General features: G+C 37.9%; 17 protein-coding genes. 16 read left to right on the forward strand and 1 reads right to left on the reverse strand.

What is annotated here, in order from left to right:
* Window positions 1-69: 69 nt before the first annotated feature.
* The 7 genes from J2Y67_RS22275 (at window position 70) to J2Y67_RS22305 (ending at window position 5539) form a co-directional block, all read left to right on the forward strand.
* On the forward strand, window positions 70-741 hold the full coding sequence (locus J2Y67_RS22275) for a DUF975 family protein (protein ID WP_310177593.1): 672 nt from the start codon (window positions 70-72) through the stop codon (window positions 739-741).
* A gap of 289 nt (window positions 742-1030) precedes the next feature.
* Window positions 1031-1531, forward strand: coding sequence for a DinB family protein (locus J2Y67_RS22280; protein ID WP_310177595.1), 501 nt, complete (start codon window positions 1031-1033; stop codon window positions 1529-1531).
* A gap of 800 nt (window positions 1532-2331) precedes the next feature.
* The gene (gene spxA / locus J2Y67_RS22285) at window positions 2332-2727 is read left to right on the forward strand and encodes a transcriptional regulator SpxA (protein ID WP_310177631.1); all 396 of its coding nucleotides are present in this window, start codon (window positions 2332-2334) and stop codon (window positions 2725-2727) included.
* 107 nt (window positions 2728-2834) lie between these two features.
* Entirely contained in the window at window positions 2835-3248 is a 414-nt protein-coding gene (locus J2Y67_RS22290) for an RrF2 family transcriptional regulator (protein WP_310177597.1), read from the forward strand.
* Window positions 3249-3341: 93 nt separating this feature from the next.
* Complete coding sequence (locus J2Y67_RS22295; RefSeq protein WP_310177598.1) at window positions 3342-3680, forward strand: IDEAL domain-containing protein; 339 nt, start codon at window positions 3342-3344, stop codon at window positions 3678-3680.
* 127 nt (window positions 3681-3807) lie between these two features.
* Complete coding sequence (locus J2Y67_RS22300) at window positions 3808-4926, forward strand: macro domain-containing protein (RefSeq protein ID WP_463675870.1); 1119 nt, start codon at window positions 3808-3810, stop codon at window positions 4924-4926.
* Window positions 4886-5539 (forward strand): vWA domain-containing protein, encoded by a 654-nt coding sequence (locus tag J2Y67_RS22305; RefSeq protein ID WP_310177599.1) that lies wholly within the window; start codon window positions 4886-4888, stop codon window positions 5537-5539. The genes J2Y67_RS22300 and J2Y67_RS22305 overlap by 41 nt, the downstream gene beginning before the upstream one ends.
* Before the next feature lie 43 nt (window positions 5540-5582).
* On the opposite strand, the gene J2Y67_RS22310 is transcribed toward J2Y67_RS22305, so the two are convergent.
* Window positions 5583-6467, reverse strand: a complete 885-nt coding sequence (locus tag J2Y67_RS22310) for a LysR family transcriptional regulator (protein WP_310177601.1) — start codon at window positions 6465-6467, stop codon at window positions 5583-5585.
* 165 nt (window positions 6468-6632) lie between these two features.
* Between J2Y67_RS22310 and J2Y67_RS22315 the strand changes: the two genes are divergently transcribed.
* The 9 genes from J2Y67_RS22315 to J2Y67_RS28095 all read left to right on the forward strand — a co-directional run bounded on the left by J2Y67_RS22315 (window position 6633) and on the right by J2Y67_RS28095 (window position 15892).
* On the forward strand, window positions 6633-9524 hold the full coding sequence (locus tag J2Y67_RS22315; protein ID WP_310177602.1) for a 2-oxoglutarate dehydrogenase E1 component: 2892 nt from the start codon (window positions 6633-6635) through the stop codon (window positions 9522-9524).
* 227 nt (window positions 9525-9751) lie between these two features.
* On the forward strand, window positions 9752-11005 hold the full coding sequence (gene odhB / locus J2Y67_RS22320; protein WP_310177603.1) for a 2-oxoglutarate dehydrogenase complex dihydrolipoyllysine-residue succinyltransferase: 1254 nt from the start codon (window positions 9752-9754) through the stop codon (window positions 11003-11005).
* Window positions 11006-11036: 31 nt separating this feature from the next.
* Window positions 11037-11540, forward strand: a complete 504-nt coding sequence (locus J2Y67_RS22325) for an acyl-CoA thioesterase (RefSeq protein ID WP_310177604.1) — start codon at window positions 11037-11039, stop codon at window positions 11538-11540.
* A 78-nt stretch (window positions 11541-11618) separates the two neighbouring features.
* Window positions 11619-11765: a hypothetical protein gene (locus J2Y67_RS22330; RefSeq protein WP_310177606.1), complete on the forward strand. Its 147-nt coding sequence runs from the start codon at window positions 11619-11621 to the stop codon at window positions 11763-11765.
* A 185-nt stretch (window positions 11766-11950) separates the two neighbouring features.
* A complete protein-coding gene (locus J2Y67_RS22335) occupies window positions 11951-12724 on the forward strand; it encodes a DUF2161 domain-containing phosphodiesterase (protein WP_310177607.1) in 774 nt (257 codons plus the stop codon).
* 412 nt (window positions 12725-13136) lie between these two features.
* The gene (locus J2Y67_RS22340) at window positions 13137-13325 is read left to right on the forward strand and encodes a hypothetical protein (protein ID WP_310177608.1); all 189 of its coding nucleotides are present in this window, start codon (window positions 13137-13139) and stop codon (window positions 13323-13325) included.
* Window positions 13326-13345: 20 nt separating this feature from the next.
* The gene (locus tag J2Y67_RS22345) at window positions 13346-13495 is read left to right on the forward strand and encodes a hypothetical protein (protein WP_310177609.1); all 150 of its coding nucleotides are present in this window, start codon (window positions 13346-13348) and stop codon (window positions 13493-13495) included.
* A 330-nt stretch (window positions 13496-13825) separates the two neighbouring features.
* A complete protein-coding gene (locus J2Y67_RS22350) occupies window positions 13826-15172 on the forward strand; it encodes a cation:proton antiporter (protein WP_310177610.1) in 1347 nt (448 codons plus the stop codon).
* A 393-nt stretch (window positions 15173-15565) separates the two neighbouring features.
* Window positions 15566-15892 carry a heterocycloanthracin/sonorensin family bacteriocin gene (locus J2Y67_RS28095; RefSeq protein ID WP_396954124.1) on the forward strand — a complete coding sequence of 109 codons (327 nt, stop codon included), beginning with the start codon at window positions 15566-15568 and terminating at the stop codon, window positions 15890-15892.
* Window positions 15893-15984 lie beyond the last annotated feature (92 nt).

A 15984-nucleotide genomic window follows, 5' to 3' on the forward strand; every position in this document is an offset into this window, starting at 1 on the left:
CTAATAGGAAGTGAGGTGTAATAAAAGGGGTTATTTGGTAATTTATAAAAGAAAAAAGGAGACAGAAAATTGAATTTAAGCATTTCACAACTCAAACGACAGGCAAAATTATCTTTAAATGGAAAATGGGGATTATGTGTATTACTAACGTTCATTTTATTCCTGCTAAACTTTTTTTTACCTTCCATCATTGAAATGATATTGAAGGGTGGGCCTGCTGAATGGTTTAATCAAGAGGAGACACCAATAAGTGCAGATATTGCAAGTATCATCATTTCCATTGTTCTCATTCCTTTTACGATTGGCGTGAATTGGTTTTATTTAGCGGTGGTAAGGGGAAGCAATCCGGAAATTCCCTATGCTTTTTCCATCTATAAGGATGGAAAAACGTCATTAAAACTAATCGGAGTATCTATTATTCAAGGGATTTTTGTGTTTTTATGGTCATTATTACTGTTTATTCCTGGCATTATAAAAAGTATTGCTTACTCTCAAACTTTTTTCATATTACGCGATCATCCCGAATATTCCATGCTTGAGGCAATAACGGAGAGCAGAAGAAGAATGAATGGGTACAAATGGAAATATTTCTTGTTAGGATTAAGTTTTATTGGATGGGCTATTCTTTGTTTATTTACATTAGGAATAGGGTTTTTGTGGTTGGTTCCTTATGTCTCGACAGCATTGGCTGCGTTTTATAATGAAATAATTGATATTCAGGACAAAAACATGGAATATTAAGCTTCCATCATATAGCAGCATCCCAAGAATGGCTGAAAAGTCATTCTTTTATTTTGGAACGATAACAGTTTTTATAACATATAGAAGGGATCAGAAAAAAAGAACTCCCTCTACAAATGTATGGTTAGTGGAATATCCAATCACGTTTACTTGAAAATGAGACTTTATCTCAATTTTTAATCTAGGGGGAGGAAACAGTTGCCACCGAATTCTGTTAAAATAAAGGGATTTGTAATGAAATATAGAATATACATATATTTCACGAATATGAAAAAAGGGAGGGAAACCTGTGCAGGTTTCATTTTTCGAGTATCATTTGTGGGCAAATAAGCTGATCTATAAACATTTGAAAGAACTGCCAGAAGAAGTTTGTTTTCAAGAAATCCAAAGTGTATTTCCAACGTTGTATGATACCCTTTTTCACCTATATCAAGTCGATTTTGTCTGGTTAGGGGCCATTAAAGGGGACCCTTTTGAAAAAATCGTCGAAGAGGTCAACCGATTAAAAGAAGAAAATCTTGAAAGAAGCCTTGAGAAATTGGAGAACAGCTACTTTCAATTAGGCAACAAATTCAGAGAGTTTAAGAATTCTCTTGAGAATTTGGATGCTATTACTACTCTCCACCATCCAAGCTTTGGAACACTAACCACAAGCTACGAAGAACTTTTTCAGCATGTAGCCAATCACGGTACCTATCATCGCGGAAACATCACAGCGATGTTAAGTCAGTTAGGATATAAAGGGGTTCCAACAGATTATATTTTTTATCTGTATGAAAATCAGAAATGAGAGTCAACTCGAGCTCTGTTGGATCAGGCTTTCTTTGAACAAATGGGAGATTCATAACAGGTTAGTTTGAGCTAAGTAACAAACGTTTATATGATAAATTTTAATGTATATACAAAAAGAGCCACAGAAACTCTCATGCTCTTTTTGTATCTTTTCAATTACGCCAATCATTTTTGAATGCTACACCAAATCAAAAACCATCATTAGGGCCCATTCCTAGAAGATTTCATTTTGCACACAACCAACCAAACAAATGATACTTTATTTCATTTTTTCTTCACCTTTTTCACCATTAACACCAGAAACAAAAGCAAAGGTATGTATGGATAATTTATGAAAAAGGCTATTCTCCCTGTAAAATCGGCAAACCGAAAAATTTGTTGCCTTGTCTTTAAAAAATTAATCGAATTAATACAGCTAATGAAATAATAATGACTCCATATTTTTGTTTAATTTGTACTGGTTTGGAGGCCGCAAAAAAATAATGATACGAAAAATTAGGTAAAACCATAAATTAACTATTGACGAAATCAACTGTAACAATTAAATTTACAGTATAGCCTTTTATAAAATGGGTTGGATGAGACGAAAATCAAAGTAATTTTCAAATGGAAAAATTACAGATTCTAATATCTTATGTTGTATTATTGGCAAACTGTAATTATTTTTATTACATTATTTCTAAAGATCTGAAAGTAACAAAAATGAATACGATTGATCAAACAAACATTGAGTTACCGCCCAAAGCTGGGGTTGGTACCAATTGTTTGCAAATATATATTAGAGGAGTGTATATAATTATGGTGACTTTGTATACAACAACCAGCTGTGCGTCTTGCCGAAAAGCAAAGGCTTGGCTTGAGGATCATCATATTGACTATATTGAAAAAAACCTTTTAACTCATCACCTTACAGTAGATGAAATTAAATCGATTCTGCGTCTGACAGAAGAAGGAACTAGCGAGATAATTTCAACGAATTCAAAAACCTTCAAAGAATTGAATATCAATATTGAATCTCTTCCGCTTAATGAATTCTATAAATTAATCATTGAGCATCCTAAAATGTTGCGCCGTCCCATAATCATGGACGAGAAAAGAATACAGGTTGGATATAACGACGAAGAAATTCGCAGTTTTCTGCCCCGTAAACTGCGAACGTTTTTGAACAATGAGTTGCAAAAAATGGCAAATTAATATGACAATCTAACCTGTAAAAAATTACTATTACAGTACCAAATGTTATTATAAAGATGCAGAAAATATAAGCGACATAAAATGTTTTATCGCATAGGAGGCAGACCATGAACAGTGATTTTACGCTAGCCATTCATAGTTTAACTTTTCTTGCGCTGCAGCCGGACCGTATGGCAAAAAGTGATGCTATTTCAGAAAGTGCCGGTGTCCATCCGGTACGCATTCGTAAAGTACTAAGTTTGTTAAAAAAGCATGGATTTATAAAATCGAAAGAGGGAATCGGGGGCGGCTTTATTTTCGCTCTAGATTTAAGTGAAGTGAATCTTTGGGATATATACAAGATCACTTCTGAAGGTGCCTTGCAGCCTAAATGTCCTGATTCAAATGAACAGTGTATTGTTGGCGCAAACATGCACAAAGTTCTCTTTAACATTTTCATAGGTGCTGAAGAACATTTGGGTGAATATTTAAGGAACTATAGTATCAAGGAAGTTGTCGATCTGGTTAATAAAGAAAAATAAGCGGGCTTTCGCGACAATTTTCTTTTAATTAAAATGTAATAAAAAAAATTACAGTTTGTTGTATTTCAAAATAATTTAAGAAGGTGAAAAACTATGATGTCCGAAAATAATGCTACTATACAAATAGGGGATTGGATTAAGGGAAATTCACGGAATGGGGAATTATTCATTGGCTATATTGAATCGAAGTCACAAGATATTCCAAAGGAAATCGTGAAGGTAAAAGTAGTATCAAGCGACAATCATGAAATGATTGGAAAAACCATTCCAATTTTCAGTAAACGGGCTAGTAAACTGCCCATTTCCAAAGCAATCAATAAGGAACAAATTCTATATCTTATCGACTTAGCATTATCAACAGGGGATAGGGAATGGTTTTTGGAGCTTTCTGCTAAATTAAACTCAATAAAGCAGCTTGTTAAGAGTGTTTAATTAAAACTTTATATGATATAAATGAGCCGTTTTAGGCTCTTTTTTCTTTTGGTCCAATTTTAAATTCCTTCATTCTCTTTGGATGGTAAAATAGAGAAAATAGCGCTTATTGAAAAGGGGAGAAATTATGCCGTTAGAAATTATTCGCCATGATCTTACGAAGATAAAGGTCGATGCGATTGTGAATGCTGCCAATACAGCACTGAAAATGGGTGGAGGTGTTTGTGGAGCTATTTTTCGCGCTGCAGTCGAAAGAGAGTTACAAGAGGCTTGTGACAAAATCGGGGAATGCACGGTAGGCGAAGCTGTTATCACTGATGGTTTTCAGTTAGAGGCAAAATATATTATTCACACTCCAGGACCGATTTGGCAAGGTGGATCCCATCAAGAAGCTGCCTTGTTAAAGGCATCCTATCATAATTCTTTAGAGCTGGCCAAAAATCATCAATGTGATTCCATTGCCTTTCCGCTCATTTCGACGGGCATCTATGGCTATCCAAAAGAGGAAGCATTAAGGATTGCGGTTTCCACGATCAGTTCCTTTTTAATCCATCATGATATGCACGTTTATCTAGTTGTTTTTGACAAAAAATCTTTTGGTTTAAGCAAGAAGCTATTTACTTCGATTCATCAATATATTGATGAGCATTATGTAGAGGAAGCAGAAGATACGTTCAACCGAAACAGAGAAGAACGATATAGATTGGAACAACGGCAAGAGGTCGAAATTCTTCAGCAGGACGTATTTAAAGAAGCCGAGTATTCCTTAGTAGACCTGTTGGATCACCTCGATGAATCTTTTTCCGAGCGGCTGTTTCGACTGATAGATGAAAAAGGAATGACGGATTTCGATACCTATAAAAGGGCGAATCTTGACCGGCGCTTATTCTCAAAAATCCGCAATGAATGGATTATACTCCAAAAAAGAAAACCGCCGTTGCGTTCGCCATTGCACTTCAATTGGATATTGAGGAAACGATGGAACTGCTGGCTGCGGCCGGTTATACCTTGTCACGGAGCAGTAAGTTTGATGTCATTATTGAGTACTTCATTCACCAAAACAAATACAATATCCACGAAATCAATGAAGCCTTATTTGCTTTTGACCAGCCATTGCTCGGAGCTTAAAATGTCGCTTTTAAAGCGACCCATTCTTTTTGAGAAATTGTTATCCTTTGTATATCGAAGAACGGAGGATAATGATGATGAAAGAGAATTTAACAGAGTTAGTGTTTATTTTAGATAAAAGCGGCTCCATGGCAGGTCTTGAGGCAGATACTATTGGTGGCTTTAATGCCATGCTCAAGAAACAGCAAAAAGCAGAAGGGGAAGCCATTGTTACAACGGTATTGTTCGATCACGATTACCAATTTTTACATGACAGAATAATGGTAAGGGGAATATCTCCCATTACGGAGGAAGATTATGAAGTTGGCGGGACCACCGCGCTATTAGATGCACTAGGCTTTACCATACAAAAAATAGTGAATGTACAAAAGAAAACAAGCGAGGCTGAGCGTGCCGAAAAAGTACTGTTTGTGATTACAACAGATGGAATGGAAAATGCCAGCAAGGAGTTCACGACGGATAAAATCAAAAAAATGGTGCAGTATCAAAGAGAGAAATATGACTGGGAATTCTTGTTCCTTGGAGCCAATATTGATGCGATCTCTACCGCTACTAAATTTGGAATCACCGAGGACTTCGAGGTTGATTACCATGCTGACGAATTAGGAACACAACTAAATTATGAAGCGGTGAATGAAGCCGTCAACAACCTTCGAAGCGGTAAAAAGATTGATCGAAGCTGGAAAAAAGGAATTGAAACGGATTATCACCGACGGCCGAAGGGGATATAAAATACAAGGACAAGGCTTATTTGCCTTGCCCTTTAACCATTTATTATATGTCTTCCCAATTTAAACTTTTGATAAATTGCACGAACGCTTTTACCACATTTAATTGCAGAGATTCCTCATGGTAATAGATCCATGTTCGGCGCAAGATTGGAGTCCCTTTTTCATCTTTTAAATCCATTTTATTTAAGCCATCAATTCCTGTAAGTGTCCGGCTAGACAAGATTCCATAGCCTAAACCATTTATAACCATTTCCTTACAAGTATCAATTTGGTCGACTTCGATACTGATAAATGGTGGTTGTGTGTAGTTTTCTGACCACCAACTATCAATTAATGATTTTAATAAATAATCCCCTCTATAATCGATTCTAGGAAGATGAGGAAGATCCGTCATGTTAATCTCATTCTTAGATGTCACGCAAATGGTTTCTTCGAATAAGAGATGTTTCAATAATCCCCGCCAACTATATTCTCCACGAACAAAACTGAGATGGACATCTTTGTTATGAATAAGCTGCGAAACATCCCTGCTCCAACCGGTAATCACTTTAAATTCCACATGAGGATACTGCCTTTTAAATAATTTCAAAATCTGGGCAAGTTTATAATTCGCAAAAAAGTTCGATACGCCCAATTTCAATGTACCAACCACTTCGTTATCTTTGTTATGGCTCATATTGAAAATATTTTCTTTTATTTTTTGATAATGTTCTAGTGCCTCTTCCGCACAATGGACCAGATATTCTCCTTGGGGGGTAAAATGGATTCCCCTGCTTTCACGGGTGACGATCGGAGCACCCATTTCCTCTTGTATATGCTTTAGGCGATTCGTTAATGCAGGCTGTGTAATATATAAAAGTTTAGCTGCTTTTGTTAAATTTTTTTGACTATGAAGGACCTTTAGTATTTCCCAATCACGGTAATTCATTATCTCCACCCTATTTTTCCCATATAAAAATTTCTTATAAGTAACTATAATTTTTTGGCATTTTTATTATTCCTATTATTACATTATCCTTATCCATAGGCAATCTAATAATCTATAAATGAGGACCCAAAATATAGGAAGAGACACACTATGGGGGTATTGGGTATGGAAAAAGAGAATAACCAACAAAAGCCATGGGGAAATTTTATTGGTCCAAACCTTGGCTATGTGATGGAACAATACGAACAGTATGTAAAAGGAATAGATCCAATTGATTCGGAATTAAAAGAACTTTTTGAAAGATGGGGTAACCCACTTTCCGTTGAAACCAATGAAACAACAGAAACAAGCCATTCGTTACAAATAAGTTCTCTTACTATGCAAGATATGGTTAAGGTACTTAAAACAGCTGAACTATTGAACGATTTGCGCTCAAACGGTCACCTCTCCGCTAAAATCAATCCTTTAGAGGAGACTAAAAACGATCAAGATCAACTGACACTAGAGAAATATGGATTAAATGAGAATGATTTAAAATCGATTCCTGCTCAGTTAGTTTGGGAAGGGGCACCGAACGGAATCCAAACTGCATGGGATGCGTTCCATAAATTAAATGCGATCTATACTTCTTCTTTAGCCTTTGAATTTGACCATATTCATCAAAATGATGAGCGAATTTGGTTGCGTCAGATGGTGGAGACGGGTTCACTAAATCGAGTGCTTTCAAAGGAAGAGCGATCAGCGCTATTAAAACGTCTATCAGAGGTTGAAGGTTTTGAACAATTTTTGCATAAAACATTTGTTGGTCAAAAAAGATTTTCGATTGAAGGCGTAGATATGCTTGTTCCGATGCTGGATGAAGTAGTTCGCGAAAGCTCCAGGGACGGTGCACACAATGTGGTGATTGGAATGGCCCATCGAGGGCGCTTAAGTGTACTGGCACATGTGTTAGAAAAACCTTATCACAAGATTTTTGCTGAGTTTTTACACGCTTCCACTAAACAGCCAGGCGAAATCCAAGACAACACGGAGTTGCTTGAAGGCTGGTCCGGGGATGTGAAATATCACCTAGGTTATAATCGATTCATTGAAAAGCCCGGGGCACATCGTACTCGGATTACACTAGCCAATAATCCAAGTCATCTTGAATTTGTTGATCCAGTGGTTGAAGGATATACAAGAGCTGCCCAGGAAGAACGAAATAAACCTGGTTCCCCTAAAAGAGATGCTTCGAAAGCGTTACCGATTTTAATCCATGGTGATGCTGCATTCCCAGGACAAGGAATTGTTTCTGAAACCTTGAATCTAGGAGGTTTAAAAGGATACAGAACAGGGGGAACGATTCATATTATTACCAATAATATGGTCGGTTTTACAACGGACAGTCAGGATTCTCGGACCACGAAATATGCAAGTGACCTGGCGAAAGGTTACGAAATACCGATTATACACGTGAATGCAGATGATCCAGAAGCCTGTTTGGCAGCAATCAACCTTGCCTATCGTTACCGAGTTTGTTTCCAGAAGGACTTTTTAATTGACTTGGTTGGTTATCGACGCTACGGACACAATGAAATGGATGATCCCGCAGTCACCCAGCCGAAAGTATATAAAAAAGTGGTGAAGCATCCAACGGTCAGAGCGCTTTATGCGGATCAATTACAAGTGAGAGGGATTCTAAGTCAAGAAGAAATCGAAAAAATCAATCATATGGTCCACGAGACATTGCAATCAGAGTTTGACTGTGTTTCTGACAAGAAGGATTCTCCCGCACATGATATAGATGTACCAGAGGTTATTGCCAATGGTATTCCAACGATTGACACAAGTGTAGAGTTAGATACACTACGTGAATTAAATAGTGAATTACTTAAGTGGCCAGAAGGCTTTCAGGTCTATCCAAAATTAAAGCGCATCCTAGAGCGCCGGAGGAATGCTTTGGATGAACAAGGAAAAATTGAATGGGCGTTAGCTGAAAGTTTAGCCTTCGCAACGCTGTTAAAAGAAGGAACACCTATACGGCTTACAGGTCAAGATTCTGAGCGTGGAACGTTCGCGCACCGACATATTGTTCTTCATGATGCTGAAACGAATGATACCTTTTCATCCTTACAATCTCTTCCGCAAGCCAGTGCTTCGTTTGCTGTTCATAATAGTCCGCTTTCAGAAGCAGCGGTTGTCGGTTTTGAATATGGGTATAATGTTTTTGCTCCTGAAACACTTGTGATTTGGGAAGCGCAATACGGTGATTTTGCAAATACCGCTCAAGCGTTATTTGATCAATTTGTTTCAGCTGGAAGAGCCAAATGGGGCCAAAAATCTGGGGTCGTTCTCCTGCTGCCTCACGGTTATGAAGGACAGGGTCCAGAGCACTCAAGTGCCCGGCCGGAACGCTTTTTACAATTGGCAGCTGAGAACAATTGGACGGTAGCAAACGTAACAAGTGCAGCTCAATATTTTCATCTATTACGCCGCCAAGCACTTGCCCTTGGAACAGATTTTATCCGGCCATTAGTCCTTATGACACCAAAGAGTCTGCTGCGTCATCCGCTTACCACTTCTATTGGTACAGATCTAAGTGAAGGTCATTTCCACACCGTTTTGGAACAGCCTATGCTTAGAAAAACAGCAGACAAAGTGAAACGGTTAGTGTTAACAACAGGTAAAATGGCGATTGATTTAGCAGCAGAAGTCGAAGTAAGGAAAGAGCATCAAAACTTGAGTGAGGTACACATCATTCGCATTGAGCAATTATATCCATTTCCAAAAGAAAAAGTGGAAGTAATCTTAGAACGATATCCGAACTTAGAAGAGATTGTCTGGGTGCAAGAAGAACCACGGAATATGGGCGCATGGCATTTTGTCTTGCCAATTCTACTAGAACTTGCTGCTGGAAGACTAAGAGTTTCCTATATAGGTCGTCCGGATCGTTCGAGTCCTGCAGGTGGAGATCCGGCTGCTCATAAAAAAGAACAAGAGCAAATCGTTCAACAAGCATTGAATCGAAATCCATTACTAGACAAAGAGAAAGATGAGAAAGTTTTAGTGTATAGTTAAGGCTCTTTTCGTAAACTTTGTTGCTTTTGGAGCTTAATAAGGTTCATTTACTAAGTTTGTAGGCAATTTTCGCAAATATTCATACGAAAAGATGCCACGAAGCATATAGTTATACGGGTTGATGAACTTATACGAAAAACAACAATCTATGCGAAAATAGCCATAGTTAAAAAATTACATGAATTGAAATTTTAGTACGTTTTCATAGATCAGGGAGGATATCGAACATGATTGAAATTAAAGTACCAGAACTTGCAGAGTCGATTTCTGAAGGAACGGTTTTACAATGGCTTGTAAATATTGGTGAAAAAGTAAACAAAGGGGAAGGCGTAGTTGAACTAGAAACAGATAAGGTTAACTTAGAAATTGGTGCAGAATTTACAGGTGTATTAACAAAGGTTTTAAAAGAACCAGGTGATACGGTTGAAGTAGGCGAAGTAATCGCGATCTTAGAGGAAAATGAGTCAGCGGCAGCTGCCGCCGCATCTGCGGTATCAACAGAGGTTCCAGAAAAAGCAGAAGCTGAAACGCCAAAGGAGGCAAATATCCAGTCAACATCAGAGCTTCCAAAATCAGAGCGACCAATTGCTTCTCCAGCAGCTAGAAAACTAGCAAGAGAATTAGGTGTCGATTTACAACAAGTAAGCAGCAGCGATCCGCTTGGAAGAATTAGACCACATGATGTAAAAGCACATACGCAGGAACCAGTTATAAATGAACCAAAAGTTGAAAAAGCAGTTCCAAGTATAGTACCAGCCAAAACTCAAGTGGAGTTTGAAAAGCCTGTTGAACGCATCAAAATGTCCAGGCGTCGTCAAACCATTGCCAAACGTCTTGTGGAAGTTCAACATACAGCAGCCATGTTAACGACTTTTAACGAGGTTGATATGTCAGCGATTATGAATTTACGGACTAAAAGGAAAGATGCGTTTTTTGCAAAACATGAAGTTCGTCTCGGATTTATGTCCTTTTTTACAAAAGCTGTAGTAGCAGCATTAAAACAATTCCCGTTATTAAATGCGGAAATTCATGATGATGAAATCATTCTTAAAAAGTTTTATGATATCGGAATCGCAGTTGCGGCTCCTGGAGGCTTAGTTGTACCGGTTGTGCGTGATGCAAATCAAAAAAGTTTTGCAGAGATTGAAGGGGAAATAAGCGACCTTGGTAAAAAAGCACGTGACAATGCACTCACGTTAAAAGAGCTTCAAGGGGGTACATTCACCATTACAAACGGCGGTGTTTTTGGTTCGTTAATGTCAACGCCAATCCTGAATGCTCCGCAAGTCGGTATTCTGGGTATGCATAAAATTCAAACAAGACCAATTGCCATTGATGCAGAACGAATGGAAAATCGTCCAATGATGTATATCGCCTTGTCCTATGACCATCGAATCGTTGACGGAAAAGAAGCAGTTAGCTTCCTGGCCACTGTAAAAGAACTACTAGAAGATCCTGAAACTTTATTATTAGAAGGGTAAAAAGCATTATCGGACTATAGGAGTGGTGATTATGGAAACAAAATACTGCAGAGAATCACGAGTAATACGAACAAGCCGTGTGTTCCCAAATGATGTAAACAATCATAATACGTTATTTGGCGGTCGGCTAATGAGTGATGTGGATCAAGTGGCATCTATTTCTGCAGCACGCCATAGCCGAAGAGAATGTGTAACGGCTTCAACTGATTCTGTTGACTTTTTACACCCGATTCGAACAACAGATGCCGTCTGTTTTGAATCGTATGTGACGTGGACGGGTACATCATCGATGGAAGTGTTTGTAAAAATCATTGCGGAAGACTTAAAATGTGGTGACCGTAAAATTGCGGCGACGGCATTATTAACGTTTGTTGCACTTGATGAACAAAAGCGACCAGCAAGAATTCCACAAGTTATTCCTGAAACAGTGGAAGAGAGAAAATTATATGAAACCGCACCAGAACGAGCAAGAATTCGAAAAGAACGAAAACAAAAAAGTAAAGAACTAGCCGCGTTTTTAACGGCAAATCACTAATGATGCTGACAAACTAATTATTTAAGTGCGAAGGTATAGTAAATAATAAAAGTATCTTTTAATTTGGAGGAATTTTAGATGTGGATAATCACTGTCTATGAAAAAGAAAACACGAAAATGTTTGAATTTGACTCAGAAGAATTAGCACGAGAAACTTTTAAGAAAATCTCAGGTTGTAAGATTCTTACCGAGGTTATTTATTTTAATGATCCTTGCTTCGCCTAAGCAACTGTTTAACATCTTTACCTTGAACGGAATAAAGTGAATCCACTGAAAAAGTCCGCTAATAGTCAAACAGTCGGTGAATACATTCCTTGTGATTCATTCATGTGTTCTCCTTAAATGATTCAGATATAATCAAAAAGCGTCCACAGAAAATTGTGGATGCTTTTTGACGTTTCGATGTTAGAATGATAGGTATAGAAAATAGAAATGGTGACTCCATCATGAATGAAGGTAAAAAGTTACAAGAAAAGGATTTATATAAACCCGTACAAAGATATTTTTCACGAGAGGGATATGATGTATACGGCGAAGTCAAAGACTGTGACATGGTTGCTATGAAAGAGGATGAATTGGCGATTATTGAGTTAAAGCTCACGCTTAGTGTTGATTTACTCATCCAAGCAGCAAAACGGCAACGCATAACGGAAAAGGTTTACGTGGCAATCCCCAAACCTAAGTATCGATTAAATTCTAAGCGTTGGGCCGATAAATGCCATTTTATTCGAAGGCTGGAGTTGGGTCTTATTGTTGTTTCTCCCTCAGGAAAAGGCTTAAAAGCTGATCTTATTTTTCATCCAACACCCTTTCAGACTAAGAAAAGCAGGGGGCAAAATAAGGGTAAGAGAGCAGCAATTCTGAAAGAAATTAACGGTCGGAGTGCAGACTTTAATATCGGCGGAAGTAATCGGACAAAAATTATGACCGCTTATAAAGAAAATTGTATTCAAATTGCCGGTTACCTGCGGGAATATGGCCCTTTATCACCAAAGGCTCTTATTCAAATGGGGACGGGGGATAAAACCTCATCCATCTTAACAAAAAACTACTATGGCTGGTTCCATCGAATAAAAAGAGGGACCTATTGTCTTAGTGATATGGGAATAAAAGAAATAATTGATTATCCGGAATTGCTAGATTACTATTTAAAAAATAAGATGAATGACGATGAGATTACCTGAAATCTCATCCATTGATCAATGGATTTTGTGAAATCAACCACTTCTCTAAAAGCAACAAAGTTTACGAAAACAGCCTTCACCTAGTCGATTTTTTTAAAAATGATAGATGTAGGTTTATTTGGCATACACATTTTTAAAAATACAATGAAACCGATGATTACATCAGATATTTCGGACAGAATTCCCAGTAAAATTTTTACAAGCCTCTCGATGAATTGCTTATTTATTCCGAGAGTCTATTTAAGCTACTATAATATATTCAAAGTCGATTTATGTCGGAATGGACAAGCATGAAAATTATAAACAAAGTTTTGAATATCTTTGCGTGTTGCATTCTGAGGAATCTAGGCATTGCAAGAAATAAATAAAAAAAGCTGTTACAGAAGAAAATAGAGGTTGGAGGTGAAAAATCGTGCAGGAGAAGAAGAATAACCAACCAAATGTAAACAATCCTTTTTCACCAGAGTTGATAGCGGTTATGAAAGATGATCCCGTTTATCCTCAGCTCGGTCATCAAAGTTTTCCGGAAACAACGAAGCGAAAGTCTGAGGCGGGTAATGGAAATGTAGAAGAGCAAAGTTCATCCAATTTTCCTGAATAATCTTTGAAAGGAGAAAAAGAATGACCAAACATGATAAAGATCAAGAACTTGTTCAACAGCCTTTAATGTCAACCGGCACTACGGAACCTGGATTCGAAAGGGAAACGAATAAGTCAAAGCAACTAACTAAACCTAAAATTGAAGAGGCAATCGTGGGAGATAAGGAATAAAAATTGAAAGCTCCATTAGACTTACAGCCAGAACTTGGCTGTTTTTCATTTTCAGTACTGAGAGCCGCATTCCTGTTTCACCAGGAGATGCAACAAGACCGAATTATCTCATTCATCCTCTTTTAAGTCATTTGCAAAACCACAGAGTATTACTTTAATCCTCAATTTTAAAAAATCAACCATTTTTTCAATCATCAATATTTTACCTTTTTACATTTTATAGATAGAAGATGTCTAAAAGAGTTTGTCTTGTCCGTGTCATTTGCCTCCACAAACTTGTACAACATCACATAGGTTATGTTGAGTACAAAATTTAAGGAGGGTTTAGGGTTGTTTGATTTTAGTTCTATAGAACTTAGTCACTTTTTGTTGGCCACTGCCATCTTGTTAGCATTCGCCCATTTATTCGGCTTTCTTGCTGAGCGGTTAATGATTCCACGAGTGATTGGTGAAGTGGCAGCAGGAATTATCTTGGGACCAACATTGCTTGGCTACTTTTATCCCCATACTTTTACTTGGCTGTTTGCCGGGTTTCCGCAGGAAGATCGCATGTTTGGGCTAATGTATCAAATTGGTTTAACATTACTTATGTTCTGTTCAGGCTTAAAATTCCACACGAAATTTAAAAAAGGTGATGGAAAAATAACTACTGTTATTGTTCTTGCATCGACCATTCTACCATTTGCCCTTGGTTGGTTAGCATCTTATTTAATTGATTTTGGTCAGTTTCTTGGTCCAGCCAATAATGTATTTGCCATCAAGATTGTTGTTGCCATTTCGATTGCTGTCACCTCGATACCTGTTATCTCTAAAATTTTCAATGACTTGGGAATCATGCATTCAAGATTTGCGAAGCTTGTAATCGCCATTGCTGGTGTTCATGATACATTGCTTTGGGTAGCTCTGGGAATAGCTACTGCTGTTGCGGGGCATGGGGGACCCGTTACAGCTGGTACAATTTTAAAGAGCATCAGTATTACAGTGGGGTTCATACTTGTCACCATTATTGCTCTCCGCTTTTTGTTTAAAAATCTAACCATTCGAAACGGGAATTTTTTATTTAGAGCCTCTCATGTAGGATATTTTTTATTTATCATGTTTGTTGTTTCTTCTGTTGCAGGTTATTTGAATATTGATACCATTTTTGGAGCTCTTTTAGCCGGGATCGGGGCAAAAATGGCTTTACCACCTACGTTGTTCAAACGATTAGAGCAGTCTGTCCTCCACATTTCATTTTCGTGGTTTATTCCCGTTTATTTTGCAGTTGTAGGACTAAAATTAGATCTGGCGAAACACTTTGATCCCATCTTTTTTATCCAATATTTGTTATTTGCAACACTTGCACAATCCATCATTGTATTTCTTGCTTGTAAGTTGATTCGTCAGGACCGGATCACAAGTATGAACTTTGCGATGGCCATGAATGCACGTGGAGGTCCGGGGATTGTTCTTTCCACTGTTGCATTTTCAGCAGGGATTATTAATCAAGATTTCTTTGGCATTCTCGTTATGTTAGCCCTCATTACTTCTTGGCTTGCAGGTTCTTGGCTCCGCTTTGTTCTGAATAAAGGGTGGAGGTTGATGCCAGGGGATGAGGAAATCGTTCCTGAAAAAATAAATAATGATAGTGATATTATTTATCTACAACAACAAATTAAACGTGAAAAATTGGAGTAATGGATTTAAATGTTCTCTCAAAACGTTATTTATCACCATTTCAAAGACTCTCACCCATTATGGTTGGCGGGTCTTTATTTTGTATTAAAAAAAGCTTTTGACTTTTATCCTATTAAATCTCCCCATTGGAAGAAATCTTACGTTGAGATTTATAACAGGCTAGAGTTATTCCACCATAAGTGCCTACTGAATGAAAAAACATCCTTTAGGCTTTTACAACGTGAAATAGGCGCTTAAATCAGTAACAGCAACCTAAAAAGAATCATAATTTGTTGAAGAGAGTTCACGTAGGATTGGTTGGTTCCATTTACACAAAACTGACAAATTACACTTCGTTAAACTCTGGTTTCAGGTGTCCTTAAACCTGATTATAAGTACAAAGGGGAGGAAAAAATGCTGAATTTTCATAATGAACTGCAAGGGTTGGGAATCGATCCTTATCAAGTTGGTGAGTTAGTTCCAATGAATCTACAGAGCCAGGATCCGCGCGTGTTTCGCTGTGGAGGCTTTGGTCGCTGTGGTGGCTTTGGTCGATGTGGAGGTTTTGGTCGCTGTGGTGGCTTTGGCTTTCGTTGTGGAGGCTTTGGCTTTCGTTGTGGAGGCTGCTTCGGTTGTGGCGGCTGTGGCGGCTGTGGCGGCTGTGGTGGCTTTGGTTGCGTTGGATTTGGTTTTGGCTGTTTTGGTTTTAGCTGTTTTGGCATCGGTTTCGGATTTATTTAATGGGTTTGGATTCTGGGAATTTGCTAAAAAATATGATTTTGTGAAACAAAGTGCCCCTGCATGTACCTGTGCCGCAGGGGCACTTCTTTACT

Source organism: Neobacillus niacini, from assembly GCF_031456445.1.
GTDB lineage: Bacteria > Bacillota > Bacilli > Bacillales > Cytobacillaceae > Neobacillus > Neobacillus niacini_I.

What these genes read in the sequence shown, in the direction of transcription:
- J2Y67_RS22305 (WP_310177599.1), top strand. Translation starts at nt 4,886, where the DNA reads ATGAAAGAGAATTTAACAGAGTTAGTGTTTATTTTAGATAAAAGCGGC.
- J2Y67_RS22295 (WP_310177598.1), top strand. Translation starts at nt 3,342, where the DNA reads ATGATGTCCGAAAATAATGCTACTATACAAATAGGGGATTGGATTAAG.
- odhB (WP_310177603.1), top strand. Translation starts at nt 9,752, where the DNA reads ATGATTGAAATTAAAGTACCAGAACTTGCAGAGTCGATTTCTGAAGGA.
- J2Y67_RS22300 (WP_463675870.1), top strand. Translation starts at nt 3,808, where the DNA reads ATGCCGTTAGAAATTATTCGCCATGATCTTACGAAGATAAAGGTCGAT.
- J2Y67_RS22315 (WP_310177602.1), top strand. Translation starts at nt 6,633, where the DNA reads ATGGAAAAAGAGAATAACCAACAAAAGCCATGGGGAAATTTTATTGGT.
- J2Y67_RS22335 (WP_310177607.1), top strand. Translation starts at nt 11,951, where the DNA reads ATGATAGGTATAGAAAATAGAAATGGTGACTCCATCATGAATGAAGGT.
- J2Y67_RS22330 (WP_310177606.1), top strand. Translation starts at nt 11,619, where the DNA reads ATGTGGATAATCACTGTCTATGAAAAAGAAAACACGAAAATGTTTGAA.
- spxA (WP_310177631.1), top strand. Translation starts at nt 2,332, where the DNA reads ATGGTGACTTTGTATACAACAACCAGCTGTGCGTCTTGCCGAAAAGCA.
- J2Y67_RS22310 (WP_310177601.1), bottom strand. Translation starts at nt 6,467, where the DNA reads ATGAATTACCGTGATTGGGAAATACTAAAGGTCCTTCATAGTCAAAAA.
- J2Y67_RS22345 (WP_310177609.1), top strand. Translation starts at nt 13,346, where the DNA reads ATGACCAAACATGATAAAGATCAAGAACTTGTTCAACAGCCTTTAATG.
- J2Y67_RS22325 (WP_310177604.1), top strand. Translation starts at nt 11,037, where the DNA reads ATGGAAACAAAATACTGCAGAGAATCACGAGTAATACGAACAAGCCGT.
- J2Y67_RS28095 (WP_396954124.1), top strand. Translation starts at nt 15,566, where the DNA reads ATGCTGAATTTTCATAATGAACTGCAAGGGTTGGGAATCGATCCTTAT.
- J2Y67_RS22290 (WP_310177597.1), top strand. Translation starts at nt 2,835, where the DNA reads ATGAACAGTGATTTTACGCTAGCCATTCATAGTTTAACTTTTCTTGCG.